Origin of the sequence: Pseudoalteromonas sp. S1608 (assembly GCF_005887265.1) — a bacterium.
In the GTDB taxonomy this organism is placed as follows: Bacteria; Pseudomonadota; Gammaproteobacteria; order Enterobacterales; family Alteromonadaceae; genus Pseudoalteromonas; species Pseudoalteromonas undina.
On record NZ_PNDK01000017.1, the window covers coordinates 1 to 26,247 of the forward strand.

Below are 26,247 nucleotides of genomic sequence, written 5' to 3' on the forward strand. Positions count from 1 at the left end.
ATATAATTAGATATTTAAATTTGTTAATCTAATATTAAATCACATAATGATTTAATGTTTATTTTTTATAAAAACTAAAACCTAAAACCTAAAACCTAAAACCTAAAACCTAAAACCTAAAACCTAAAACCTAAGCTGCTCTTTAAACTCGGCTGTGTTATTTTGAACGTCTTGTTTAAAAGGATCTTGCTGTATGTTTAAAACCGTATTTTTTATATTCTTATTTATTTTAAGCGCACTTTTTACTGTTACCGCACACGCAAATGAGGCTAAACATACAATCGCCGTAGGTGCAGAACAGTTTGCTTTGTACTTACCGCAATTAAAAAATAAACGTGTAGGGCTGGTGGTCAATCAAACTTCTGTCGTGGGGCAAACGCATTTAGTTGATAGCTTGCTGGCTAAAAACATCAATATTACTAAAATTTTTGCACCTGAGCATGGCTTTCGAGGCGATCATGACGCGGGAGCGCATGTTAAAAACGCCGTTGATAGCAAAACCGGTATTCCACTGATTTCTATTTACGGTAAAAACAAAAAACCAAGCGCCAAGGTACTTAGCGATGTTGATGTGATAATTTTTGATATTCAAGATGTGGGCGTACGTTTTTATACTTACATTAGCTCTATGCATTACATGATGGAGGCTGCGGCTGAACAAGGTGTTGAGTTTATAGTCCTTGATAGGCCAAATCCTAATATTAGCCATATTGACGGGCCAATTTTAGAACCGCAGTTTAAATCGTTTGTGGGTATGCATCCAATCCCTGTATTACACGGTATGACGGTAGGCGAGCTAGCTAAAATGATCAAAGGCGAGGGCTGGATCAATCAAGCTGCTAATTTACAACTGAGCGTGATCAGTGTTGCTCATTACACCCGCACCAGTCGTTATAGCTTGCCGGTAAAACCAAGCCCTAATTTACCCAACGATCAATCAATAGCGCTGTATCCGTCGTTGTGCTTTTTTGAAGCAACCCCTGTTAGCATAGGTAGAGGAACTGACTTTGCATTTCAGGTTATTGGTTATTCACCAGTAGCACTTGGGGACTTTAGCTTTACCCCGCGTTCAATAAAAGGCGCAGCGCTTAATCCTAAATTTAAAGACCAAATGGTGAAAGGGATTGATTTACGCCATAGTAATATCACAGGCTTAAACTTAAATTATTTAATTAATGCTTACCAGCAGCTTACACAGGCTAAGCAGGTGTTTTTTGAACGTGCCTATTTTATGGATAAACTCGCAGGAACTGATCAGCTCAGACTTGCCATAGAAGCGGGCCGAACAGCTGAGGAAATTAAGCAAAGTTGGCAAGCGGGGCTTGAGCAATTTAAACAGCAAAGAGCGCCTTATTTGCTCTACCAATAAAGGAATGAGTGTGTATTTAAATTTTTCCGTGTTAGCAAAGCGTACTTTTTTTAACGCACTGACAATTACGCTTTGCTTTATTATTACCGGTTGCAGTGGCGCAAGCAGTGTAATTAAATCTCAGCGCCCGTTTATTCCTAATCAAATACAGAGCCTCGCTAATGCGCAAGTTATTGCTACCTTTCCTGAGTCCAACCCCAGTAGCCGAGAATATGTAAATAATCGTGGGACCTTTAAAGCGTATAAAGGGCGCGGGCAATTATTACTACAAAATGAAAGCGCCTTAAGTGCCGATATTTATATTAATAATAAAAAGTTAGCGCTTGATACCCTGCAAAAAAATACTGAGTATGCCTTTAATTTAGGGCAGTACACTCACAACGGAGTTAACACTTTTAAGGTTGATAACATTCAACCTGCTGGCGGCAGTTTAACGCTGCGATTTGCCTTTGCTACTCTAAATAGCTCAGCGGCTAAAACCATTGATTTTAGTGCCGTAGATAAACTAATAGAAAACGATATAAAAGCAGGCTTTCCGGGAGCGGTATTAGCGGTAATTAAAGCGGGTAAGATATTAAAATTAACCGCTTATGGTGATGCCAAGCAATATCAGCAAAATGACTTAATGTTGTTACGCCCAGAGCCCATGCAAACAAATACACTCTTTGATTTAGCCTCAAACACAAAAATATTTGCCACTAACTTTGCACTAATGAAGCTTGTGAGCGAAGGGCGATTAAATATAAATAACAGAGTGAGTGATTACCTAACAGAATACCAAGGCGATGGACGAGAGCTGCGCCAAGTTAAAGATTTACTCACTCATAAAGCCGGTTATCCGCCAGTGTTCGACTTTCATCGAAAAGATACCCGCTATGGCGAGGCGTTTTTTTCACAAGCCAGCGACACCACTAAACAATTACTGCTCACCAGCGTGCCACTAGCTAGCGAGCCAAGCGCCCAGCATGTTTACTCTGATATTGATTACATGATTTTAGGTGTTTTAATTGAGCGTATTAGCGGTCAACCACTCGATGAATACCTAGAGCAGCATATTTACGCGCCTTTAAAGCTCAATAACACCTTATTTAACCCGCTTAAAAAAGGCTTTAAACGTCAGCAATTTGCCGCCACGGAGCTAAGTGGAAATACCCGCGATGGCCGTATTCATTTTGATAATATTCGCACCAATGTACTGCAAGGGCAGGTACATGATGAGCGTGCTTTTTATTCACTTGATGGTGTAGCAGGCCATGCCGGACTATTTAGTAATGCCCCCGATTTAGCCGTTTTATGCCAAGTGTTGCTCAATAAGGGCGGTTACGGCGATAAGCAAATTTTTAATGCCAGTAGTTTGGCGCAGTTTTTAACCCCACAAAGTACCGATGAAACCTACGGCTTAGGTTTTCGTCTTGCAGGAAATAATCAAGCGCGGCGCTGGCACTTTGGCCCATATGCCAGCCCACAAGCTTATGGACACACAGGTTGGACTGGCACAGTAACTGTGATTGATCCCGCTTACGATTTAGCTATTGTTTTACTTACCAATGCACGCCATTCACCAATTAAAGGTAGTGAAAAACGTTATCAGTTTGTAGGTAAAAACTTTGAAACAGCTCAATATGGTTCTATTGTTTCATTAATTTATGAGGCGCTGTTAAATCAGTAAACTCAGTGAGTGACTTAATGGTGTAAATCTATTAAGTTAACTGCTTACTATTAACTAACCAAGGCTGTTAAAGCCGCGTTTATTATAAAAATTAAAAAGGTTTGTTTATGCATTGGTATTCTATTTTGCCACCGCTGATTGCCATTATTATTGTGTTTTGGCGCAAAGAAGTCATTATGGCGCTGCTTGTTGCGGTAATTTCATCGGAATTTTTACTTGCCCTACAAGGTGAAGGAAATAGCGTATTTACTACGTTTTTAAATAGCATTGAGCGCATAGTTGCTGTGGCCAGTTCTCCCGGTAATACCCGTATACTCATCTTTAGTATTTTAATAGGCGCCTTACTTGCCTATATTCGCGAATCTGGCGGTGTTGCTGCTACTGTTAATTTGCTGATGAACAAAGGCGTTGCTAAAAGTAAGCGCCAAGTGGGCTTTTTAACTATGTTTACCGGCGTTGCGGTATTTATAGAGTCAAACTTAAGTGTGCTTACCTCGGGTATTTTATCTCGCGGTCTGTTCGACAAATTTAAAATGAGCCGCGCGCGCTTAGCTTACATCATCGATAGCACCAGCGCCCCTGTGTGTATTTTAATATTATTAAATGGCTGGGGTGCATTTGTACTGGGCTTGTTAGGTAATTACGAATTAGGCGAGTCGGCGGTATCGGTATTGTGGGGCAGTGTAGGCTATAACTTTTACGCCATAATCACTCTGGTTATTGTTTTTTATACCATTGCGTTCGATAAAGTACATGGCCCAATGAAAGTAGCCGAGCAAAAACTAGAGCTACAAACAACCGAGCTAAAAGAAGAAGTAAAAGGCTCTAAAGCACGCTTTATGTTGGTGCCATTACTTACGCTGATTGTGAGCATGGTCGGTTTTATGTTTTATACCGGTAACGGCGTACTTGCCGAGGGCAGTGGTTCAAAATCGGTATTGTATGCCACGGTGTTGGCTATTGTTGTGGCTTATTGTTTAATGATTAGTTCGCGCCAGTTTACACACCATCAATTAGTCGATACCGGCTTTAAAGGCATGGGCGAATTACTTCCACTGGTAAGTATTGTATTGCTCTCGCTCACCTTGGGTGCAAGCTTAAAAGAGCTAGGTACAGGCGTGTTTGTGGCATCTTTGGTTGGCGATTACTTACCAATATATTTAATAGTGCCAGTGCTGTTTTTAACCGGTGCGGTTATGTCGTTTACTACAGGTACATCGTGGGGCACATTTGCCATACTTATCCCCATTGGCGTACCGCTTATTCAAGCGCTCGGTTTACCGCCATCGCTGGTGGTAGGCGCTATTTTAGGCGGCGGGATATTTGGCGATCATTGTTCCCCTATATCCGACACCAGCGCAGTATCAGCCATCGCCTCAGGCTGTGACTTACTCACCCACGTTAAAACCCAATTACCCTATGCATTAGTAGGCGGCGGCCTAACGTTTGTAGCTTACTTAGTAACGAGCTTAATTGTTTTGTAGGTTGGGTAGAGCACAGCGAAACCCAACAAAGTGAGTTAATCAAAAGCCTGCTTAGTGCAGGCTTTTTTGTTTAAGATTGATCACCACCGAGGCGCTACGCGCTACGCAGAGATAAATAATAATAGCTTTTTATTAATAGGTTACGTTTATTGAATATTGTATGGCACTATATGAAAAAGAATGGTTTAAAGGGAAATTAAATGCACGATATTAAAGACTTCAACTGGAACAAGCCAACCAACCGTTCACTGGGGGAGTATTTTCCTGCTGATAAATTAGATCGTGCTCGTTATGCCACATTCTTATCAAGGCTATTGGCTCAAGAAGGTTTTGACAAAAGTAAGCCTGATGAAGAGCAAAAGAAAAACTATGTATTAAATCTCAATGCTGAATGGGGGGCAGGTAAAACTTACTTCCTTAAGCGTTGGTCAAAAGAACTAATTGTAAATTATCCTGTTGTATATATTGATGCATGGCAGCAAGACTATTCAGACGACCCATTTTTAACTGTAATTGCGGGGATCATTAAGCAGCTACAACTTCAGGCGAATTTTGATATAACTATTCCTAAAAGCGCAGTTTCGATGTTTAAGGCTGTAGCACCGGCTATTGCACAAGGCCTAACTAAAAAAATATCAGGCATAGATTTAGATGAGTTACACACATTACTATTCTCTGATGAAGAAATTGAAGATGATCAAAAGCAAAATCCTAACAAGTTAACTGGCAGTGACTTTTCGCCTGCAGTAAAGGCGCTTGCGCAAAATTTAATTAAAGATCATGAAGCTAAAAACAAAAGCATTGAAGTAATAAAGTCTAAGTTAGATGATTGGGTCAGTAAGTTTGAAAAGCAGGAAGGTAAGTCGTTACCTATATTTATTTTTATTGATGAATTAGACCGTTGTCGCCCAAGTTATGCAGTAGAAATGTTAGAGACGATTAAACATATTTTTGATGTTAAAGGTATTGTATTTGTTGTGGCCACGGATACTGAGCAACTTCAACATACAATCAAATCAATTTATGGTGAAGGCTTTGATGCAAAAGTTTACCTAGGCCGCTTTTTTAATAGCCGTTATAGCTTAAAACGACCTGTTTTAAAGGATTTTTTATCAGTACATAGCGATACAACTAAATTTGAATCTGCGTATTTAAAAAGTAGAAAAATTGAGATACTCCCTCGAACAAAGACACCCGAAACCGCTTTAGCTAATATCTCAGTTGTATTAGATGCATTCCAGGTATCTCCAAGAACAGCTATTCAAATCACTGAGCGAATAACTGCCATAATTGCTAATTTACCAAGTGGTAAAAAAGTTGATGTACTTGTGCTCGCTATTTTGTTTTGTATCTATGAAAAAGACCACCCACTTTATGAAGAGATAATTAGTGGGCGATTTCAACGGAAAGAGCCAGACAATAAAGGTGATATGCAAAATATAAGTTTGAGTACTTTTTTACAAAAAAATATATTAAAAGAACACCTGTCTGCCGAGTTGACCTATTTTATTGCTCCTCAATCATACACTTCCTATTTCTATGATGAGAATTTAGGGCGTAAGAAAAACAACTATTCTGATGGAAAGTATCCAATAATATTTTCTAAATTTATAGATGATATTTTTTGTGAAATATTTTTTAAAAAAAGGCTCTTGGCTATAGCTACTATGATTTCTAGTACTGCGGGAGGGAGCGAAAAAAAGTTAAATAGAGTAGAGCAACAGTTGGCCAGCAACTCGGTTAAAATCTGTGAGAAAGCAACCACATTATGGTTAAATTATATTTATATAAAAGATGGCTATAAAGAAATTACTAAAGAGCAATATCGTGATTTTATAGAGCTTTCCTCGCCATTAGATTACATGGGCGATAGTTAACTATCTCTGTGCAGCGCAAAGCGCCTCTGTGTTCTCGGTGGTAATTACCTATTTAAATTACCACCTACTAAGCTCCACATTCCCTAACCCCAGCCCCCGCATGTTTAAGCCCTATAATCTGCCCTTTGCCGTTATGTGCCATAGCGAGGATATCACCCATATTTATACTACTCTCAACTGCATGCTTCTCTTTTAAATCACTGAGCAGTGACTGCTTAATTTGCACTAGCACCTCGTCATTACAGCTGGCTATGTACCAGTCATTATCGACCTTTACGAGCGTGCCGTATTCTATGTGGTGTTGCTGGTGTAGGCGTAAGTTATTGGCATGTTGAGTATCGAGTGCGCGCTTTTGTTGCGTTATGGTGCTTGCGTAGTTACCTGTTTGATCTATTTCATGCGTTGTTATAAACGAGTAGTCGTGTATGTCTATGGTGTTAAATACGGTTTTAGGGGAAGTATTTATCACGTTGTTACTGTCGAGCACTATAAAGGCTAGTAAGCACAGTGCGCAGGTAAGGCTCGTGAGTTGCAGAGCAAAGCCAAGCTTTTTAGGTTTTTTTTGGATTACGGAGTGTTTTAACGCCTGTTGCTGAGTGTGAGAAAGAGTGGTACGTGCTTTTCGCTCGTTATAATGTTGTGTGAGCTTTTCATTAAACTGCTCATCAGGCTTGTTCATTAAAATCTCCTAATAATTGTTTTAGGTTTTGTTTGGCGTAGCGTAGCCTTGTTTTTATGGTTTGGGCATTGCTTTGCGTTATAAGCTCTATGTCGGTAAGGCTAAAGCCTTCTTGTTGTAAGGTGATGGCTTCGCGTTGCACAAAACTAAGTTGCTTGAGCGCAGCATTAAACGCTTCATAACTTATGTGTGTGTCGCCTATGTGTGAGTCACTGCTTGTTAATTCACTTTGATTGTTATTTTGCGCAGGCAGTTGGCTGTTTTCGTCAAGCTCGACAAAGTGTTGCTGTTTGCGGTATTCGTCTATTAGGGTGTTGCGTGCGAGTTTAAATAACCAGGCTTTGGGCGTGGTTTGTGCTTGGTAAAGGTGGCGCTTTTCAATAACCTTTAGCCATGTTTGTTGGCTTACGTCGTATGCTAAATGTGTATTAGACTGGGTAACTAGGTAGTGATATAAATCGTTACTGTATAAGGCAATAAGCTGCTCTAAGTGGCGGTTGTCGCCACTTTTTGCATACCGCGCCATGCAGTCTTTGCTTGGCGCTTCAAATAACCATGACTTAATACTCAATAGCATAGGCGCTTATTCCTTTACTGCGAACTGTCTAATTTAAAATCAAGCTGTACGGTTTGACCTGTTTGTAATTGTGCCACACCTTCAATTACTTTTGGGCGATATTTCCAGCGTTTAATTGCGCGAAGCGCTTCGCGATCAAATATGCGTTTTGGCTCGGAATTTACTACCGTGGCATCAATCACTTCACCAGTGGGTGAAATATTAAAGCTAAGTTGCACCCAGCCTTCTATACCATCACGTGCTGCGGTAGTTGGGTACTTTGGATTTATGCGCACAATGGGTGAAGCATCTCCCGTAGGGCGGGTCAGTGTTTGCTTCATATCGTTACCAAATCCGTCAATTACTATGGGTGGTGCTGTGCTTATTGCTGTTATTGGCTCATTACTAGGTGTTACACGTGGTGGTGCTTTAGGCGGTACTTTAGGTGTGGGTGGTGGCGGTATTCTTTTAATATGCGTGGTTTGTTTATCTTCTGGTGCTTGAAAAATCTCAACAGTAATATCATCACCCAATTTTATAGGTGCTCTTTGTTCGCCACTAATTAAGTATTGCATAAAGGCAAATGCGATAAAGGTCATCGCAGCACCGCCAATAACAGCTGTTGATGTTTTGAGCATGGGGTTTTTAGGAAATTCAAGTGTGTGCATAAGCCGCTCCAAATTAACTTATTATGTTGTTTCAGAGCTATAACGGCTGAAAAATAGAAAAGGGGTTAAATAGTTTTAAAATTTAATTAAAAATACAGGGGGAGTATTTAACCTATATAAAAGGTCTCTTGATTTTTTTATTTTGGGTTGGCTAAAAAGAATGTAGTTATTTTAAGGTTTGCCTGTTATTTTCTATTTTATTTACTCTAGGTAGATGAAATTTAGAGCTTTAAGTTGCTTCCCTGCTGTTGTTAGATTTTGCTTCTCAGTAGTAGCGGTGGCAACATTCAGGCATGCTCATTAAAAAGGATTTTATAAATGAAAAAAGCAATATTCGTTTTTTTATTATTTGTTAGTGCGTGTTCATATTTCGAAAGTGAAACAGAGCAAGCTAATCGTTTATCCAAAACACACCAAGTAGACATTCAAGCTGGTGAACCCCGTTTATTTTTCCCTGAACAATTTGCAGTTAGTGATGGAGAGCCTCCAATTCTTGAAATGGAAATGACTACGCTTGCAGATGCTTCTGAGTCACTCGATGGTATTGAGGCCGCATTAACGACCTATCCTCCAGGGTTTGTTGCTGAAGCAATTGACGCTATTTACCTTTCTGGACCTATGCTTATAGAAGGGGCTGCTGCTGGAGGAACCTATTCAAGTAATTCCATAATTCTAGTTAATCTCTCAGGATGGAATGGCACGAATTTTAATTTCGAAAATTCGTTGAAGGGGGTTCATCATGAATTAAGCTCGTTAGTTTATATACGTTCACCTTTCGTTATATTTGCATGGCAAGCTTTGCTGCCAAAAGACTGGAAACCCGCAGCATCTAATTTTGACGCGCTTACAAAGTATAAATCTGCACCCGATTATAACGCAGGCTTTTTGTCTGATTATGGTAAAACCTCTGTCGGAAACGACTTTAATATTTATGCTGAATTTGCCTTTGCTGAACCTGAAAAACTGCGGAAACTTGCCGCTACCTATCCAATAATAGCTAAAAAGTTGAGTTTGTTTATTACCGCGTATACGCAGTTTTCGGCTAAATATCAGCAAGACTTTGAAGATTATTTTGCGAGAACAGGTTTGAGTGATGTTGCTGTACAGCCTGATAATTTTGAAATGACTATCCATTTAGATTTAAACGATCTTAAGCCACAGATAAGCCAATGAGGTTTTTCTTTTTGAGCTGTTATCTCTGCTTAGCATTATGCTAGAATCGGCCTTATCATATAATAAATAAGGATATTTTTGTGGATATTATCATTGGTCAAAATGTGCTGAAGAAAAAAGCGCAACTAACTCAACTTTCTGAGCGCGCTATTGGGCGGGCTTTCAAAGAGCAAGCCGCTTTGGCAATTCAAATGACACAGTGCAGTGCTGCGGTTTATCGCCGCTTACAACGCACCTATAAATCTACTGTAACACCTAGGGATCAAAAGCGTGTTAAAGCCGGTGGCTTAACGACACAGTCCGTTGTTTTTTCTACCAGTAATAATAGTCAAAAATCTTTTAATAGCTTACTTCCTGCTATGCGTGGGGGAGCTTCAGCACCCGGTAGTGTTGCAAAAACATCTAACGATGTTGCTATTGCTTCAAATCAGCCCCAAGCAATCAACTTATTAGCTTTATTACACCCAGTGATAAACGAAGATATTATGAAAACAGGTAATAGTGTTGAGAAAGCAGCAACTATTTTAGGTCTTGTTACTACAACTGTTGGTTTTGCTGTTCCTGGTGGCAGTGTTGCTTCTTCAATTGTGAGCTGGGTGGGTAGTGGTGCTACTTATTCCGGGTTTACTATGTCGAGAATTCGCCCTGACGCCCCTGATCGTGCATATCACCAACTAACAAACTACATTACTTGCTTGGCTGCATGGAATAAAAAGGCATGTGAGTTAATTGATATTGCAGATCCAAATGGGAAGTGGACTTTTCGAGATATTGAAACAGGGTTTGCTTAAAAGCTAAAACAATTAAGGGAGTATAATTACTCCCTTAATTGATGTTTGCTTGGCTTGTTTTGAAAGCCTTTAAAGCAGTAAAAGTTAATTTTTCACGTCATCTTCGTGAAGATCTTTAAACAGCTCCCCTTGGGGATGCTCAAAAAATTCATCATCATATTCATTTACTACCAACATTTGATCTTGCGCGGTGGTTTCTTCAATGCGCGGATCCATCGTAGCGGCCAGTGGCGAGTTTGTAACATCGGATGTACCGACCACATAATCACTGGGTTCTGGCTGTTCAACTTTTTGTTTAGAGTTAATAAAGGTTAGTAGTAAGTACATAGCCACGGTTAATAGCGAAATTGACGCATACAATGCTTGGTGACCAAAGTAGGTCATCAGCTGTGCGTTAAGTGTTGAGCCTATTGCTGCACCGGCGCCAAAAGCGACTAATAATGCAGATGATACGCCTACGCGCTCTTCGTCCTCAACCCGCGAATTAGCTAGCGCAGAACAAAGCGGATATAAAGTAAACGCAAATAAACCAAAGATAAAAGTGAGTATGTAAGCTGTTAGTTGTGAAGTAGGCAATAAAAACAATGCCAAACTTACAACACCGATAGCTGCTGCATTAGTTCGAATTAATACGCTACGGCGAACGCGATCAGAGAGCATCCCCATTGGCCACTGGGCTAGCAAACCAGCAAAAATAGTCACCGACATAAAAATAGCAATTTCTGCGGCGCCAAAGCCAGATAGCTTAGCAAATATAGGCGCTAGGCCATAAAAACTACCATTGATAATGCCTGCAAAGTGCACCGCAGTAAGCGACTGTGGCACTTTTTTAGCGTAATCAAACAGGCTCATTTTTATCGGCTTTAACGGTTTAGGGTGAATTCTGCGAGTGATAGAAATTGGAATAATACCGATAGCCAACGCCATGCATACTAAAAATAGCGGTGCATACCCTAGCTCAGGAAATTGTGCGAGCGCTAGTTGGCCTAAAATCATCCCTAAGTAAGAGGTGATCATATAAAAAGAGAAGACTCGCCCGCGAGACTCAGGCGCTGATTGTTCGTTTAGCCAGCTTTCTAGCACCATGTAATTACACATCATCCCTAAGCCAACAAAAAGCCTAAGGCCTAACCATATATATAGATTGTCGCTTACTCCGTGTGCGGCCACACAGGCTGTCACTGCAGCGGTACTAGCGGCAAAGGTTCTGATGTGACCCACCGATTTAATTAAATGATAGCCAAGTTTTGAACCCAGTAATAAGCCAAGGTAATAACACGAGGTCATTAGGCCTATCCAAAACGTAGACGTGCCTTGTTTACCTAAATAAAGGGCTAAATAGGTTGTAAGTAAGCCGGTACCAATAATTAAAAATAAATTGGCAAAATACAGTGATGGAAATGATTTCATTAAGATGCAAATTATGAGCTAAGACAACTAGATACTAGAGCAAGCATGAAGGTTTTCCAAGCTGTAAAAAATGTGCTCTGTAATAATGAACACTCAGTATAAGAATATAGAACGGTCGATAAATTCTTTATTAATAAAAATAGCTTTGGATAAAATAGCGACCTAAAAAATCGGACGGTTAAGTGCGATGCTAGAATAGCGAGTGTATTGCGGGTATTATGCATAAAGATAATTTTCAGCATTACTTACTCTTTAGAGAGGAAGTTAGGGTCTGTTGACCTTTTAAGGTTGAATTTGCAGCAGTCTGTTTGGTATTTAGGCAAGGCAGCGCCTATGTGGTGTGGTTATTCCCCATAAATAGGCGATAACGCAGCATCAATGCCAAACAGGCGCTGCCCGAAGGGTTCTGCCTAGGGGCGATTTACTCTTTGTTGCTCGGTTTTTACTTAGCCCACTAGGTTACAAACCTCGCGCCGCGATTAAACCGCCCCTAGTTTGAACAAATTTTAATCCGCAAAGGTCAGCAGACCCTAATGGCAGCAGTAATATTTTTTGGAATCAAAAATGACCAGTGATAATCAAGCTATAAATAAGCGTAAAAAGAATAATCCGCTTATCGAAATCGTATTTAATATCATCATACCTTCAGTCATTTTAATGAAATTTTCAGGGCCTGAATATTTAGGCAGCGTGATTGGTTTAATTGTGGCGCTTATATTCCCTATTAGTTACGGTATTTATGATTTTATAAAAGCGGGCTCATTAAATTTTATTTCACTTTTGGGCTTTTTAAGTACTTTGCTTACCGGTGGTATTGCGCTGTTTGAGCTTAATGTTGAGTGGTTAGCAATTAAAGAAGCGGCTATACCAGCAATCATTGGTTTTACCGTGCTGATGTCGGGCTTTTTTGGTAAACCCTTGCTAGCCAAGCTCTTATTAAACTCACTTTTATTTAAGTTAGACACTATTTACGATGCCCTTGATGAGCGCGGCAATACGCAAAGTTTTAAACGAAAGATTACTAATGCTAATTACTTATTAGCGCTGACCTTTGTGTTTTCATCAACGATGAATTACCTCTTAGCTAAATGGATTGTTACTAGCCCAGCAGGTAGCGTGGAATTTAACGAGCAACTTGGTGAAATGACGCTATTGAGTTATCCAGTGATCGCGATTCCATCTATGATAATGCTGATTGGAATTTTTATTTATGTGATTAAAGTGCTGACCAAGCTGACCGGTATGAAATTTGAAGACATGGTTAATGCCGAGTAATATTTAAAATTTATAACTGTTTTATATTTTAATAACTATTGAAAGGATGCAGATGAATAAAAAGTTGGTTTTTAAAAATGGTGAAATTAGTGATAACTACGCTAGTATTTTAGTTGGTCACTCAAGCTATGAGCAAGTAACAGTATTACTTAAACATAAGGGCTATGAACTTGTTGTTGAGTCGTGTGTTGATATTTCATTGCCAAATGAGACTATATTGACTGGCCCTGAAGCGCTTCAGTTAGTTGAAAGTGGAAGTCTTACACTCACTGAGTTAGTTGCATTTCTTCGTGGCGATGGGTCTGACAAAACCGATGACGCTTACGAGTTTGAATCTTGTGCATGGTTTTCATGGCGAAGTGAATATGGTGATTGGTCAAGTGAGCCATTTGATACTTTATTTGAATCATTAGATGAAAATATTAACAAGCTAACTGAAATCCTCAATAATGAAGGCGTGGAATGTCCTTTCAATTGAGGGTTGAAAAAGTAACGCTTTAGCAGTAGTTTAAAATAAAGTAATCATTAGGCCGGTTGACCTTTTAAGAGTAACAGGCCTAATGATTTAACTACAGTTTGTTATATTGAGCTTAAATCTGCTGGTTTATACACTCTCTAATTTCATTTAAGCTGGTTTCTTTTATTAATTTACCGTCTTCAAAAACAACCTCTAGTAACCCTTGTGTTTCTTCTTGCTCGGTTACGTCATCAAACAAGGTAAGTTCACCATTGACTCGCTCTATTTTTAAGAGTCCTTTCGCTGATTTTTTCTTTGAATCAGTTTTAGGATCTTTAAAAATAGCTAAGCGTTCACCTGCTTTTACTACGCTTGTTGCTTTTACTGCGGAGCCATGTGTATCGCGAGTTACGTATTGATAGCTGTAAGAGCCAATGCCTAGTACGACTTTTGATGCAAAGCCTTTATCCATCAACCTTTGTAAAATTTGGCGTTGACGGGTTAGAGTTATAGCATCACCATAAATAGCGCCAATGTGTTCATCAAGTAGCTTGTAGCCTTTTGGTGTTGTTGTGCCACCAAATATATCCCATAAACATTCAATAAGCCCTTTTACTTCACATTCCATCAATTCAATGGTGTTGTTACCTTCAAAGCCAAAATATTGGCCATTAAAACGATATGCCTCAAAACCTTTTTGTAAGACATCTTTTTCAGCTTCATCTTGAGTGGCGAATAATTCACGGTAATCAGATACCGGTGAAATAGTGTAGCCTGTGAGTACTTTTACTGGATCACCTGAGTCTGGACGTATAACTAAGGTACCGTCGCGGGTCATAATTTCGTTTTTTAATTGCGGTAGGTAATCAGTTACTAATGTCCAAAAGTCCCACGTGTCGGAAACAACACTTAAAATTCCTTTTGGCGATTGCTCTTGCATCAAATATTTGAAGAACTCAACTTCACCTTCCATGATCCACGAACACGTAACCGAGTGTTCTGTTGCATCAACAGAGCAGCCAACAAGCTCATTATCAACATTAGCGCCGTAATATTTCTCAGCAAACAAAACGGCAGGGATGGTATCGGTGCCTACAAGTCCTGACGCTAAATGACCAAAGCCACTCATAGCAGCTGCATGTTTACCAAACATCCCTCTAAAGCTAAAGTCATGCCCTTGAAAAGGAACAAACTCCATAGGCATGCCTGTTTTTTGTGCAAACTCCTTAAATACTTTGAGGTAGGCAACAGAGGTTGTGGTACTTGTTTGTATTGGCCAATTTTCACAGCTAAGTACAGTTTCAATCATATTTGTTAGCCATTGAAAACCAGTTTTAGTATTGACGATTGTCATAGGTGGAACTAAATAAGGAACTAGGGTTCCTTCTGGTAATGCTTTTATTTTTAATGGTAAATAGCCTAAGTCATGTAAGTCTTCTAAATATTTTACGTCAACGGTATAGCCAAGCATTGCGCTCATAATACGTTGGTGATTAGCGACTGCTGTAGCCTTATCTGTTTTGAAAAACTCATTCCATTCCTCTAAAAGGTAGCTTTTAATAAAGTACTGTAAGCCAACAAACGCCACTTTATCGTTGTTTTCTATGTTACTTAGTTTTCCGCTTCGTGATGTGAAATTTGCATATACTTCACTTACGTCAGGGTGATAAGCGCGGCTATGGAATTCTTTATAAACATCTTTTTGCATACTTGCAGCTGTAATAGTCATGGTGTTTTCCTTACATCTCAATAATTTCTAAATTAATATTGTTACTGTGTTTAAATTCATTAGCAGGTTTAAATGAGTCAGTGGTGTAAATTTTGTCTATTAGCCCTTCAAAAACATCCAGTCCTTTTGAAAAAATACCATGGGTAATAAAAAGAGATACTTCAACTGCACCATGACTTTTTAGCACTTTGGCAAGCTCGATAAATGTTCTGCCGCCATCACAAATATCATCAGCAATTAGTACACTTTTACCTTTTACATCGCCAATAATTTCGGTTTTAATTATTTCGCCTGTTCTTAAGTTTCTGACTTTTTGCGCTTGGATGACTTCAGGTACTCCATTGAATTTTTCTGAAATCTTAATGGTTTTTTTGCTCGCCCCTGCATCTGGAGAAATAAGAGTCAGTTCGCCTCGCGATAAACGTTGGCTTAGCACTTCGCATCGAGTGAGCAGCGAAATTTGTTCAATATTAGTCACTTTATTTATTAAAGCGGGAGATACGTCGCTATGAGCATCCCAAATAGTGACTTTAGAAAAATTTAAGCTGTTAATAAAGTTAGCCATAACAGCAGCACCTAATGCTTCACCTTCAACGCATACTCTGTCTTGACGTGCATAAGGAAAGTAGGGGATCACAAGTTCAATACGTGTTTCTTCATTTGTTAATCTTTTTAATGCATCGACAGCAACCATTAATCTAACGACTTTAGAGGAATCGGTTAGTCGTTCAAAAATCTCTATTTTTTTAGAGTCTGAAAAATCAATAGTATTAAATCTGATATGTTCTTCACCACCTGAAAAAGTAAAATGATCATAATCGATTACCGATTTACTACCTGTTGAGTCATAGCTAAATACTTTCATTTTATGTCCTTTAAATGTTTGTGTCCTAGCGACACAAATAAGTTAGCAAATGTACTCTTTATGTTCAAGTTATTTCTTTAACTAAATTAATGAATTTATAGTAGGTATATAATTGTGCGTAGGTTGAAATTAATAAATGTATAATTTATTGTGTCATTAAGACATTAACTTGAAGTGGAACTGCTTTGGCTAATAATTACGATATTACGGAATATAAAAACCCATTATTTACTGTTGATAGTGTTTTATTCACTGTTAAAGACGGGGCTTTGAAAGTGCTAATGGTTAAGCGTGCTAATGAACCTTTTATTGGCAGGTGGGGGCTACCTGGTGGATTTGTTGATGTTGATACTGACGATAGCGTGAGTATGACTGCGCTGCGAAAGCTAAAGGAGAAAACTAGTGTAGCTCCTCAGTATTTAGAGCAGCTACATACCTATTCGGGTATTAATCGAGATCCTAGAGGTTTTAGCATTACCTTGGTTTATTTTGCATTAATTGCAGAAGCGCAAGTGTCAACTCACATTAAGACGGTTGATGATGCAAAGTGGATTGATGTAGGCTTGGTTAACGATCTCCCCGTGGCTTTTGATCATAAGCATATTATTGAGCAAGCTAAAGAGCGTTTAAAGCATAAGGCATTGTATTCAATGGTGCCTGTTTACTGCTTGCCCGAGTACTTCACCGTGGCGCAGTTTAAGTCTGTAATTGAAACCATCATAGGTAAAACAGTTCAACGTAAAAGTATTATTAGACGTATTGAAGCTGCTGGTATGTTTGAAACGTTGGATGAAAAAGTTAAATCGGGTGGGCGATTAGCGCAACTATATAAAGTAAAAGCGGGTGTTGATATTGTAAACTTTGAGCGCAACTTAAGTGTTTAACTATTCGTAACTCTAACTTTTGGTTGTTTAATTTTAAATGGAATTAAATTTTGAGTAATAAAAATGTACTTTCGTATTACCGCGATTGCTATAAAGAAGATAGCGCAGATTTAAATTTATGGAATTTAAACAAATTAAAAAAAGAAGATCGCTTTGTTCTTGAAGGGCGCGATGATTTAGGCTCAGGATTTTTACCTCGCGCTCCACTGCCTAGTGACTTTGCAGAGCCAATGATGAAGCGAGTTGAAATGTATCAGCGAGAGCGGATATTGTTGTATGCTCGGTTTTTATTCGTGGGTAATATTGAAGTAAGAGGTGAACAAAAACAGGTTGTCTCACCCATTTTATTTAATGAAGCGATTATTGAAAAAGATAAGGATGATTACTATTTTTTTCTTAATGATATTCAGCCTGATATAAATGAATCATTAACTCAACTTTTAATTCCGGAGGTTGATGGCCAGACAAGTATTGATAAAAATGCAGATATTCAGTCAGCTTATTTTTGGACGTCATTACTCAAAGACAGCTCGCTTGCATTAGACGTATTTGAGCTTTTAAATTACCCATCACTTGCTGATTTTAGCCAAATAAAAAAAGCGTTAAAAAGTAAAATACCTTCTTTATTACCTGTTTCTATGCTGGTTTTTGTTGAGCGCTCCCGTAGTAGTCGAGGTGTGCTTCATGAGTTAGAAGAGATCATAGAGTCAAAAATAGCGTCTCCACCCATGCATAATTTATTTTCTAATGTAGAGCATGCTCCCGCTACTCGGGAGCTGAAGTATGATTATTTACCTGGGTTGCTATCAGCCCCGCAAAAAAAAGTCCTTTCTATTGCCGCAAATATTAATCTTGGATGTGTTTCTGGACCACCTGGTACAGGGAAAAGTTATACAATTGCAGCTATTGCAGCCGAGCATATGGCTAGAGGCGAGTCGGTATTAATTGTAGCCAACAACAACCCAGCCCTAGATGTGATAGCTGATAAGTTAGATGAAAATTTTGGTCTAAGTGATATATCTATAAGAGCTGGACAAAAAGAGTTCTTAAAAAAATTAAAAGATTACATTGCTGATTTATTAGCTGGATATTTAGCAGATGAACAAGCGAGTCCTGAGTTTATAGAGTTTGAACTCAATAAACTAAATAGCTCACTAAATGAGTTAGAGCTCCGTTTTAGTCAATTTTGTCAACGAGCTATTATTAGAGGAAATCGGCTTCATAAGCTTGAACAAAAAAATATAGAGTGGCTTAAAAATTTATATATTCGTGTGGCACGAAAAGGTATAAAAAAATTATCAAAGCAATGGCATTCGTTAGAACAAATTAATCAACAGCAAATTAAAAGAGAAAGACTTGCTGCTAATTACCTGAGTGCTTTAAAAAATAAAAACTTGAAATCACTCGTTAACACTCAGCGTAAATCATTAAGTGCATTTAACCAAGCAATTAGAAGTCGCTCATCGAAAAGACAATTTGAGCTTTTTGATAATATAGAATATGAAGCTTTGCTATCGGCTTTTCCTGTTTGGTTGGTTAGTTTGAATAGCGTGTATCGGGTATTGCCGCTAAAGGCGGAAATGTTTGATTTAGTTATTATTGATGAAGCAACACAATGCAATATAAGTAGTTGTTTGCCTGCACTTTATCGCGCAAAAAGGGCTATGATTGTCGGTGATACTAAACAGTTAAGGCATTATTCCTTTTTAGCAAAAAGTAAAGAAGCTGAGCTTATGTCTAAAAATGATGTCACTTTTAAAGATGAAGGCATTATGAGTTATCGCGATAATTCTATTTTAGATTTAACTCTAAATGCGTTGAATGATAATAAACAATTGGCATTTTTAGATGAGCATTTTAGAAGTAAACCTGAACTAATCGATTTTAGTAATCAGCACTTTTATCAATCTAAGCTCAAGGTAATGCAGCATAAACCCTGCACCAATTCGGGAAATTTGCTTGTAGAGCGGGTAAATGGAGTTCGCGATAGTTTGGGTATTAATCATCTAGAGGCGAGTCGTATTGTAAGTATGATTAAACTACAGCTTATAGATGACATAAGTACTGGAATTAATCACAGTATTGGGATTGTTTCACCCTTTCAAAGCCAAGCCGAGTACATTGCGCAAGAAATAGAGGCTCAATTTAGCGAAACTGAAATAATAAAACATAAAATTAGAGCTGCAACTCCGTTTGGTTTTCAAGGTGAGGAGCGTGACATTATGTTTATTTCCTTTGCTGTTGATAATAAAGCAAAAAGAGCTGCAGCTTATATTAATAAGGCCGATGTGTTTAATGTGTGTATTACACGCTCACGGCAAAAACAATACGTATTTTTATCAATAGATGAAACACAGTTACCAGAACATTATTTATTAAGGCGCTATTTAAATTCAGTCTCTGAATTCAAGGCTACTCACTCAATAACCACAGAGATTGATGCGTTTCAGCAAAGCGTTATTAGAGAATTAACAAATTTAAGTATAGAGGCGTGGGCTGGTTATACTATTGCTGGGACTGAAGTCGATATACTTTGTCGTTATCAAGGCACTTACCTTGCAATTGACTTAATAGGTTTTCCGGGGCCATGGGGTGACTTTTTTGAACTCGATACTTATAAATTGTTTAGTCGAGCCAATATAGAGATGTTTCCAATTAGTTATGGATTATGGGTGGTTGATAAAAATATATGTATACAGAAAATCATTAACAAACTTAAGTATAAAAAAACCGTTGCTTAACAACGGTTTTTTTTGCTATCAATATTTACTTGTAGTGAGAGTAAAGTTGGTAATTAGTTCTGTGGTACGGAATAAGTTTATAGTTTGGTTGTAAAAAAGTGACTAAGTCGGTGAGTTCAGATACGGTCATGGTATCGTTAAATACCGTCATTTTTGAGCTGCCATCTTCATTTCTGGCGTCGGGTCTATAAGGCCTAGAAAACCGATGTGAGGGGTTTATTACTGATGTGACCAGCTCAGCATAAGTAATTATTTTGGTTTTATTACCTCCTAGCTTAATAGAAATATCGTCATGTTTTGTTACGCTGCTATCTTCAACGCCTGCAAGGGTGTGACATGCTAAGCACTTATATTTTAAAAACACGGCTTTACCTTGTTCTGCATTCCCCTCTGGCAAGCTAAAACCTCGTGGAGAATCAACTCCTTTATCACAGCCTGTGAGTGCAATTAAACACACGATTAGTAGAGTGTATTTCATTAGAGCTCCTGTATTCTCAAATTAATTTTACGCATTACTAACGCAAATTCATTTGCGTCAACAAATGCTTCTTTTAAGAAATAGCCTAATTTGAGTGTAGTTAAAGAGTGGCGAATAGCCTAATTGTTGTGCATATATGCTCAAGGAGAATAACTAAAGAGTTGAATGATAATTAATGATGAAATGAAACATTACAAGCATGAAAAAGCCCAGCAACTTGCTGGGCTTCGTATACTAAACGTTTATCTTAAATATTAACTGTTCAATTGACCGGTAGATGATTCTATATGGGCACGCACAAACCACTGATATTGCTCAAGCTCTGCAAGTTGCGCAATGATCATATCTTCAGATACCGGATCAAGCTCACCGAGTGACTCAATAGCTTTACGATGATCACCGTTAACGCCGTTATATACTTTATCTAATGCAGCTAAGTGCTCGGTTACCAAGCCTTTGCCTATAGCGTAATCTTCCCATGAACGACGATCGACAATTGATTTTGGTGTACCAACAGGCACGCCGCCTAAAGTGGCAATACGTTCTGCTATGGTGTCGGTCATTTCACGCACGGTTTCAACTTGTGGGTCTAGCATTTCATGTACGCCAATAAAGTTTGGACCTACTACATTCCAATGAATATGTTTTAAAGTTAGCTGTAAATCAATTAGCGCTACCATGCGATCTTCTAGAACAGATATTGCTTTATTTGCTGATTCGTTTTCTACACCGGGAGCGGTAAATTCAGCGACTTTGTTTGCATTATTACTGTTACTCATTATTCCTCCTGCTATTTTAAAATAGTGTTCGCTTTACTCAAGTGAGTGTTTTAATTGCGATAACGAACACGTCTTGTACTAATAGAAGCAATGGGCATGCCGATAGATTATTTGATTTAAGTAATTGAAATTTAAAGGTTTAATTTTTGTTTAATAAACTTTTAAGGAGTGTTTATCTCAAAGGGTATGAAAAATATGCACTTTTTTGTAAATTCTGCAAAATCGAAGTGCTAAAAAGTGTTAGCAAATAGCTTGCTCTTTATAGTTGTTCTAATGGAGGTATTATCATTGTTGATTAATGATCTGTTACATATACTCAACCCAAAGATCTATTAAAGGAGAAGTGTATGCTGAGGTTTTTTTCCATCGAGCAAGGAGTGATCAAAGAGTTAGAGCCGTTGCCCGATACTCCTGTTGAAGTATCCATAAGGAATGCACATTGGATTGATACTATTAATCCAACACCGCAGGAGCAAAATGCGCTTGCAAAAACGCTCAATATAACTTTTCCTGATTCGGTCGATGTAGAAGAGATTGAAACGTCGTCAAGGTGCTTTATCGATAGCGAAGGTTTGCATGTACATGCATTGTTTATGTCACCTAACGAAGGACGGTTCAATACTGTGACTGTAGCTTGTTTGTTGCAAAACAATTGTTTACTTACTATTCGTGATGAGGAACTGGCTGACTTTAGACTATTGCGCTTAAGAGCGCGCAAAGGTCAGGTAGCATGTGATACGGCAAAACAGTTATTAATTACTTTATTTGATCAAAAAGTTGAAAACCATGCTGATATGCTCGAAGACATGCATCATCAATTAGAGAAGCTTAGCGCATATGTACTTGAAGAAGATAACTCAGACCTAGAAGAAGCGGTTGGTCGCATAGCTCGTTTAGAAGATGCTAATGGTAAAGTGCGTTTATGTTTAATGGATACTCGACGCAATATTTCGTTTTTAATACGTCGTTTAGGCGCGCAAAATGACGAGCGCGAGTCACTTCGAGAAATCGTACTTGATATAGAAACCTTAATGTCACACTGTACCTTTCTGTTTGATAAAATAAACTTTTTGATGGATTCAACGCAGGGCTTTATTAATATTGAACAAAATCAAATTATCAAAACTTTCTCTATTGCTTCAGTGGTTTTCTTACCGCCTACAGTAGTGGCTAGTGTGTATGGTATGAATTTTAATATAATGCCAGAGTTACATTGGGAGTGGGGTTATCCATTTGCAATTGGCATTATGTTGCTGTCGGGCTTCGCCCCTTATTTATTTTTTAAACATAAAGGGTGGTTGTAATACTTTAATGTTGCAAGCTGAGCGCTCAAATCATTAACCGGGATACTGATGTGCTTTTAATACTTCAAGCGGAATAATGTCGAGCGCTTTTTGGTTTGTCGCTTCAAGTACCACAGGAGGAGCAACGTTCGCAGCAATGGCATGATACCAACGAATCGCACATAAGCACCACTTATCGCCAGCTTTTAAACCAGCAAAATCATACAAAGGATTAGGGCTAATTAAATCGTTGCCTTGCGCCTTGGAAAACTGCAAAAATTCGTCGGTCATAATGGCGCATACACTATGATTGCCAAAGTCTGAATCTGGTACATAGCAAAACCCCTCACGGGTATAGCCACCGTTACCACAGCAAAGTTGTAAGCGAGTTCCTAGTACATTTAATTGATTAGCCATATGAAAACTTACCTTGTAATAACCATTAAAAGCAGGGTGTTTACCATAACAGGCTGTTAGTGACTTAGCTATCTATGCTGTTAATTTTATATATCTGTTAAGTGAGTAAAAACTGCATTTGGCAAAGCTAAATACAGTTTTCATTAAAGAAGAATATTTACGAGAGCAGTGCTGCAGCTAAACGTACAAAATCAGAAGACGTTAAAATACCTACTAGCTGACCTTGCTCGCTAACAACGGGCATGCAACCGTGACGATTATCTACAAAAAATTTAACGACATCTGATAGCGGCTGCTCTGGGGTTACACTAATAAAATCACTCACCATAATATCTTCTACTTTTGTGAGTTTTTCTTTGCGTTGTAATGCATTAGCACCAAACGTTGCCATGATACCCATGACTTTGGCGACCATTATTTTTTGTGTGAGCATACCGACAAATGCGCCGTCTTCGTCAATAACAGGAATATGGCGAACGTTTTTTTCTTTCATTAAATTATGTGCGTCATGCAAAGTGCTTTTTACGTTCACTGAAAATGGGTTCGGTGTCATTAAGTCTGTAACGTTTTGACTCATGTTTATTCCTTTATATTATCTGTGGTGTATCAGCTTATATTAGCGCTATTTTTAAGCTTTGCACCTTATTCAGATCAAGGTTTTTACGGATTTTATAAACTGAGGGAGAAGAGGCAACACTTAATTAAATGCCAAAAAGCATTTAATTAAGTGATAAAACTACAGGTAAATGTTATTCATAACCACGTGGTGTTTTTGTTTTAATAACAGCAATGTATCCATGCCAACTAGCGTAACTAAGTAGTGGCATAATAATAATAAATCCAGCGGCACCTGCAGCAAAGCCCAACGCTACTAGTACAAATATACAAATTGACCACACTACCATAGCTGCAAAGTTTTCTTTAACTGCGTGGATTGAAGAAACGACTGCGGTCATTATATCAACGCGTCTTTCCATCATAATTTGCGGCGTAAATGCAGAAATTGAAAACACACTGACCAGCAAAATTCCACCGATAATGCTGCCTATAGTTAAAAACGCAGAAAGTTCTTCAAAGGTGGGGTTTACATGGTTTGGGTATAACGCATGCACAATTGCAGCTAGGCGCATCCAAATAATCATAATTACCATGAGTAATACCGCAAAACCCCACTCACCTACAGGGTTACGAAACATTGATTTTAATGAATGGCTTAATGTAGGTTTATGGCCTTTCTCAAGCTCCCAGGCTACATCGTATAGGCCAACGGCGAATACCGGACCGATTAAAGCAAAAGCAACGGTTGCAGGTAAAATAGCTAAGTGGCTGTCGGTAAGTACAACAGAGTAAACAATCGCTACCGGAATAAGCGTGAAGATTAAACCGTAAATTAAACTCAACATGGGCGCGCGCGCCATATCTTTAAACGCTAACGAAAGCCAATGAAAAGCGGCAAATGTATTTACTTTGTTGCACTCTAAACAACGTGCGAATTTAGTGTCTTTGTCTATTGTGTTTGTAGTTGGCATAAAGATGCTCCTTTTTTAGTCACCTTTTAGGTTTAGAACATAGATGTTTTATTTACAACTCATAAACAACTCATACGATTGATTTAGTCGCATTGTTCATTTGTTAGTCATTTTTGTTGGGTTAGCTATTTTGTTTATTTAAATATATGTTTGAGCATGTACATAAAAAGTGGGTTCGTATTTCTTTTCCACAGTGGTAATCTAAGCCCTGAAGCTAATTTTAAGAGACCGTAATGAAGGAAAATAAACAACAATTTCAGGGAGCTTTACTGGGTAGTAAACGGTTTTTACCTCTGTTTGTGACGCAGTTTTTCTCTGCTTTAAATGACAATGTTTATAAGCAATCAATCCTACTTATTTTAATTTTTCAGGCTGCTACGGTAGCTGATGGTGCCTTTTATTCTAATCTGGCGGCAGGATTATTTATTTTACCGTTTTTTCTATTTTCAGGCATGGCTGGGCAAATTGCAGAAAAGTTGGAAAAATCAAAACTAATCAGTATCGTAAAGTTTTGCGAAATACCTATTATGCTGGTGGGCGTAGTATCGATTTTAACCGAGCAGGTTTGGTTAATGTTAGGTACTGTATTTTTAATGGGTTTACAAAGCACTTTTTTTGGACCGCTTAAGTACTCTATTTTACCGCAGCATGTGGCCCCAAATGAACTAACTAAAGCGAATGGACTGGTGGAGTCGGGTACTTTTGTAGCAATTTTATTGGGCACGGTATTTGGCACCTATTATATAACCCAAGCAACGGGCCCTATTTATATCAGTATCGCAATAGTAAGCCTTGCAGTTATTGGCTTTTTAAGCAGTCGATTTATTCCTAAAAGTGCAGCCAATGATGCTAACTTAAAAGTATCGATTAACCCTATTACTTCAACCAAAAGTGTTTTTAATGCGCTTAACGCACAAACCGAGTCGGTGGGTAAGTCAGTATTAGGGATCAGCTGGTTTTGGCTTATTGGTGCGGTGATACTAACGGCGCTCCCTAACTACGTAAAACATGTAATGGGAGGCGATGAGTTGGTGGTGACGGCTGCTTTAGTGGTGTTTTCGTTGAGTATTGCATTAGGATCTTTATTGTGTGAAAAGCTATCGCGCTCACGTATTGAGTTGGGTATTGTGCCTTTTGGTGCACTGTTAATTACCTTATTTTTATATTTATTAAGTCAAGAACCTGGCATTGAATCTTACCGTTTAGTTAATGAGTTGCAGCTTACTCTTGAGCAAGTAATTAATACTGGCGATATGCTATGGCATTTTGTTTGGATGGCAGGAATTGGTATTGCCGCAGGGTTTTATACGGTACCTTTGTATGCACTCATTCAGCAGCGTACTCACCCCGATAGCCGTTCACGAGTAATTGCAGCTAACAATGTATTAAACGCATTGTTTATGGTTGGCAGCGCCGTTTTAAGTATTGTTACTTTAACGCTATTACACTGGGATATTTCACAATTACTGTTGTTATTAGCAGGGCTTAATTTACTAATATCGCTGTACATATACACCAAAGTACCGGAGTTTTTCTTACGTTTTATTATCTATATTTTAGCGATTTGTATGTATCGTGTGCGCACTAAAGGCCAGCTCAATATTCCCGATGAAGGAGCTGCGGTGGTTGTAAGTAATCATGTTAGCTTTGTTGATTGGATGTTTATTTTAGCGGCGTCACCTAGGCCTATTCGGTTTGTTGTATTTGCTCCTATTTACTATTCACCGGCACTTAATTGGTTATTTAAAATGGCCAAAGCCATTCCAATCGATAGTCAAAAATCAAATCCTAAGGCGTTTAATAAAGCTTTTGATGACATTGCGCAAGCACTGGAACGTGGTGAGCTGGTGGGTATTTTTCCTGAAGGAAAGCTCAGCGGTGATGGCGAGGTTGATGTATTTCGCCGTGGCATTGAAAAAATAATTCAGCGCACGCCTGTGCCTGTTATCCCTGTTCATTTAGATGGATTATGGGGCAGTATGTTTAGTCGAAAAACTAAATGGCGACTACCTAGACCCAAATGGTCGTTGGTAAGCGTAGCGATTGGTGAGCCGGTTGCGTCTGAAAATGTGAGTGCCGATGACTTACGTGATCGAGTACTTGCTTTAAAGTAGCTTAGTAATAAAAAAGCGCT

At 38.6% G+C, this 26,247-nt stretch carries 23 protein-coding genes; 12 read left to right on the forward strand and 11 right to left on the reverse strand.

Going from position 1 to position 26,247, the window contains the following annotated elements:
• Positions 1-193: 193 nt before the first annotated feature.
• From CWB75_RS08110 to CWB75_RS08125, 4 genes are all read left to right on the forward strand, one after another.
• Positions 194-1,369, forward strand: coding sequence for an exo-beta-N-acetylmuramidase NamZ family protein (locus CWB75_RS08110; RefSeq protein ID WP_138570361.1), 1,176 nt, complete (start codon positions 194-196; stop codon positions 1,367-1,369).
• A gap of 10 nt (positions 1,370-1,379) precedes the next feature.
• Positions 1,380-3,038, forward strand: a complete 1,659-nt coding sequence (gene pbp4b / locus CWB75_RS08115) for a penicillin binding protein PBP4B (RefSeq protein ID WP_138570362.1) — start codon at positions 1,380-1,382, stop codon at positions 3,036-3,038.
• Between the two features lie 107 nt (positions 3,039-3,145).
• Positions 3,146-4,522 carry a Na+/H+ antiporter NhaC family protein gene (locus tag CWB75_RS08120; protein ID WP_021033151.1) on the forward strand — a complete coding sequence of 459 codons (1,377 nt, stop codon included), beginning with the start codon at positions 3,146-3,148 and terminating at the stop codon, positions 4,520-4,522.
• A 200-nt stretch (positions 4,523-4,722) separates the two neighbouring features.
• Positions 4,723-6,399, forward strand: coding sequence for a KAP family P-loop NTPase fold protein (locus CWB75_RS08125; RefSeq protein WP_138570363.1), 1,677 nt, complete (start codon positions 4,723-4,725; stop codon positions 6,397-6,399).
• A 67-nt stretch (positions 6,400-6,466) separates the two neighbouring features.
• Here CWB75_RS08125 and CWB75_RS08130 read toward each other — a convergent pair whose 3' ends face one another.
• From CWB75_RS08130 to CWB75_RS08140, 3 genes are read right to left on the reverse strand one after another with little or no spacing between them, the layout of a single operon-like run.
• On the reverse strand, positions 6,467-7,078 hold the full coding sequence (locus CWB75_RS08130; protein WP_138570364.1) for a hypothetical protein: 612 nt from the start codon (positions 7,076-7,078) through the stop codon (positions 6,467-6,469).
• A complete protein-coding gene (locus CWB75_RS08135) occupies positions 7,065-7,655 on the reverse strand; it encodes a sigma-70 family RNA polymerase sigma factor (RefSeq protein ID WP_138570365.1) in 591 nt (196 codons plus the stop codon). Before CWB75_RS08135 ends, CWB75_RS08130 begins: the two co-directional genes overlap by 14 nt.
• Before the next feature lie 14 nt (positions 7,656-7,669).
• Complete coding sequence (locus tag CWB75_RS08140) at positions 7,670-8,302, reverse strand: energy transducer TonB (RefSeq protein ID WP_138570366.1); 633 nt, start codon at positions 8,300-8,302, stop codon at positions 7,670-7,672.
• A 318-nt stretch (positions 8,303-8,620) separates the two neighbouring features.
• Between CWB75_RS08140 and CWB75_RS08145 the strand changes: the two genes are divergently transcribed.
• Together CWB75_RS08145 and CWB75_RS08150 are read left to right on the forward strand one after the other, a co-directional pair.
• Positions 8,621-9,475 carry a hypothetical protein gene (locus CWB75_RS08145; protein WP_138570367.1) on the forward strand — a complete coding sequence of 285 codons (855 nt, stop codon included), beginning with the start codon at positions 8,621-8,623 and terminating at the stop codon, positions 9,473-9,475.
• An 80-nt stretch (positions 9,476-9,555) separates the two neighbouring features.
• Positions 9,556-10,266, forward strand: a complete 711-nt coding sequence (locus CWB75_RS08150; RefSeq protein ID WP_010387555.1) for a hypothetical protein — start codon at positions 9,556-9,558, stop codon at positions 10,264-10,266.
• Positions 10,267-10,350: 84 nt separating this feature from the next.
• Here CWB75_RS08150 and CWB75_RS08155 read toward each other — a convergent pair whose 3' ends face one another.
• Positions 10,351-11,676, reverse strand: a complete 1,326-nt coding sequence (locus tag CWB75_RS08155) for an MFS transporter (RefSeq protein ID WP_138570368.1) — start codon at positions 11,674-11,676, stop codon at positions 10,351-10,353.
• 564 nt (positions 11,677-12,240) lie between these two features.
• Between CWB75_RS08155 and CWB75_RS08160 the strand changes: the two genes are divergently transcribed.
• Together CWB75_RS08160 and CWB75_RS08165 are read left to right on the forward strand one after the other, a co-directional pair.
• Positions 12,241-12,951: a VC0807 family protein gene (locus CWB75_RS08160; protein WP_138570369.1), complete on the forward strand. Its 711-nt coding sequence runs from the start codon at positions 12,241-12,243 to the stop codon at positions 12,949-12,951.
• Positions 12,952-13,003: 52 nt separating this feature from the next.
• On the forward strand, positions 13,004-13,429 hold the full coding sequence (locus tag CWB75_RS08165) for a hypothetical protein (protein WP_138570370.1): 426 nt from the start codon (positions 13,004-13,006) through the stop codon (positions 13,427-13,429).
• A 112-nt stretch (positions 13,430-13,541) separates the two neighbouring features.
• On the opposite strand, the gene CWB75_RS08170 is transcribed toward CWB75_RS08165, so the two are convergent.
• On the reverse strand, positions 13,542-15,137 hold the full coding sequence (locus tag CWB75_RS08170; RefSeq protein WP_138570371.1) for a nicotinate phosphoribosyltransferase: 1,596 nt from the start codon (positions 15,135-15,137) through the stop codon (positions 13,542-13,544).
• A gap of 10 nt (positions 15,138-15,147) precedes the next feature.
• Positions 15,148-16,002, reverse strand: coding sequence for a ribose-phosphate diphosphokinase (gene prs, locus CWB75_RS08175; protein ID WP_138570372.1), 855 nt, complete (start codon positions 16,000-16,002; stop codon positions 15,148-15,150).
• 185 nt (positions 16,003-16,187) lie between these two features.
• Between prs and CWB75_RS08180 the strand changes: the two genes are divergently transcribed.
• Both CWB75_RS08180 and CWB75_RS08185 read left to right on the forward strand, forming a co-directional pair.
• Positions 16,188-16,886: an NUDIX hydrolase gene (locus CWB75_RS08180; RefSeq protein WP_138570373.1), complete on the forward strand. Its 699-nt coding sequence runs from the start codon at positions 16,188-16,190 to the stop codon at positions 16,884-16,886.
• Positions 16,887-17,179: 293 nt separating this feature from the next.
• Entirely contained in the window at positions 17,180-19,627 is a 2,448-nt protein-coding gene (locus tag CWB75_RS08185; protein WP_249362318.1) for a DEAD/DEAH box helicase, read from the forward strand.
• Positions 19,628-19,652: 25 nt separating this feature from the next.
• On the opposite strand, the gene CWB75_RS08190 is transcribed toward CWB75_RS08185, so the two are convergent.
• Together CWB75_RS08190 and dps are read right to left on the reverse strand one after the other, a co-directional pair.
• Positions 19,653-20,105: a c-type cytochrome gene (locus tag CWB75_RS08190; RefSeq protein ID WP_055012955.1), complete on the reverse strand. Its 453-nt coding sequence runs from the start codon at positions 20,103-20,105 to the stop codon at positions 19,653-19,655.
• 254 nt (positions 20,106-20,359) lie between these two features.
• Positions 20,360-20,884, reverse strand: a complete 525-nt coding sequence (gene dps / locus CWB75_RS08195; protein WP_075169798.1) for a DNA starvation/stationary phase protection protein Dps — start codon at positions 20,882-20,884, stop codon at positions 20,360-20,362.
• 347 nt (positions 20,885-21,231) lie between these two features.
• Between dps and corA the strand changes: the two genes are divergently transcribed.
• Positions 21,232-22,188 carry a magnesium/cobalt transporter CorA gene (gene corA / locus CWB75_RS08200; RefSeq protein ID WP_010387561.1) on the forward strand — a complete coding sequence of 319 codons (957 nt, stop codon included), beginning with the start codon at positions 21,232-21,234 and terminating at the stop codon, positions 22,186-22,188.
• Positions 22,189-22,221: 33 nt separating this feature from the next.
• Here corA and CWB75_RS08205 read toward each other — a convergent pair whose 3' ends face one another.
• From CWB75_RS08205 to CWB75_RS08215, 3 genes are all read right to left on the reverse strand, one after another.
• Entirely contained in the window at positions 22,222-22,584 is a 363-nt protein-coding gene (locus CWB75_RS08205; RefSeq protein WP_010387563.1) for a DUF2237 family protein, read from the reverse strand.
• A gap of 157 nt (positions 22,585-22,741) precedes the next feature.
• Positions 22,742-23,161, reverse strand: coding sequence for a CBS domain-containing protein (locus tag CWB75_RS08210; RefSeq protein ID WP_010387564.1), 420 nt, complete (start codon positions 23,159-23,161; stop codon positions 22,742-22,744).
• 172 nt (positions 23,162-23,333) lie between these two features.
• Entirely contained in the window at positions 23,334-24,113 is a 780-nt protein-coding gene (locus CWB75_RS08215; RefSeq protein WP_008111401.1) for a DUF2189 domain-containing protein, read from the reverse strand.
• A 233-nt stretch (positions 24,114-24,346) separates the two neighbouring features.
• Here CWB75_RS08215 and CWB75_RS08220 point away from each other — a divergent pair, with 233 nt between their 5' ends.
• A complete protein-coding gene (locus CWB75_RS08220; protein WP_138570375.1) occupies positions 24,347-26,227 on the forward strand; it encodes an MFS transporter in 1,881 nt (626 codons plus the stop codon).
• Positions 26,228-26,247 lie beyond the last annotated feature (20 nt).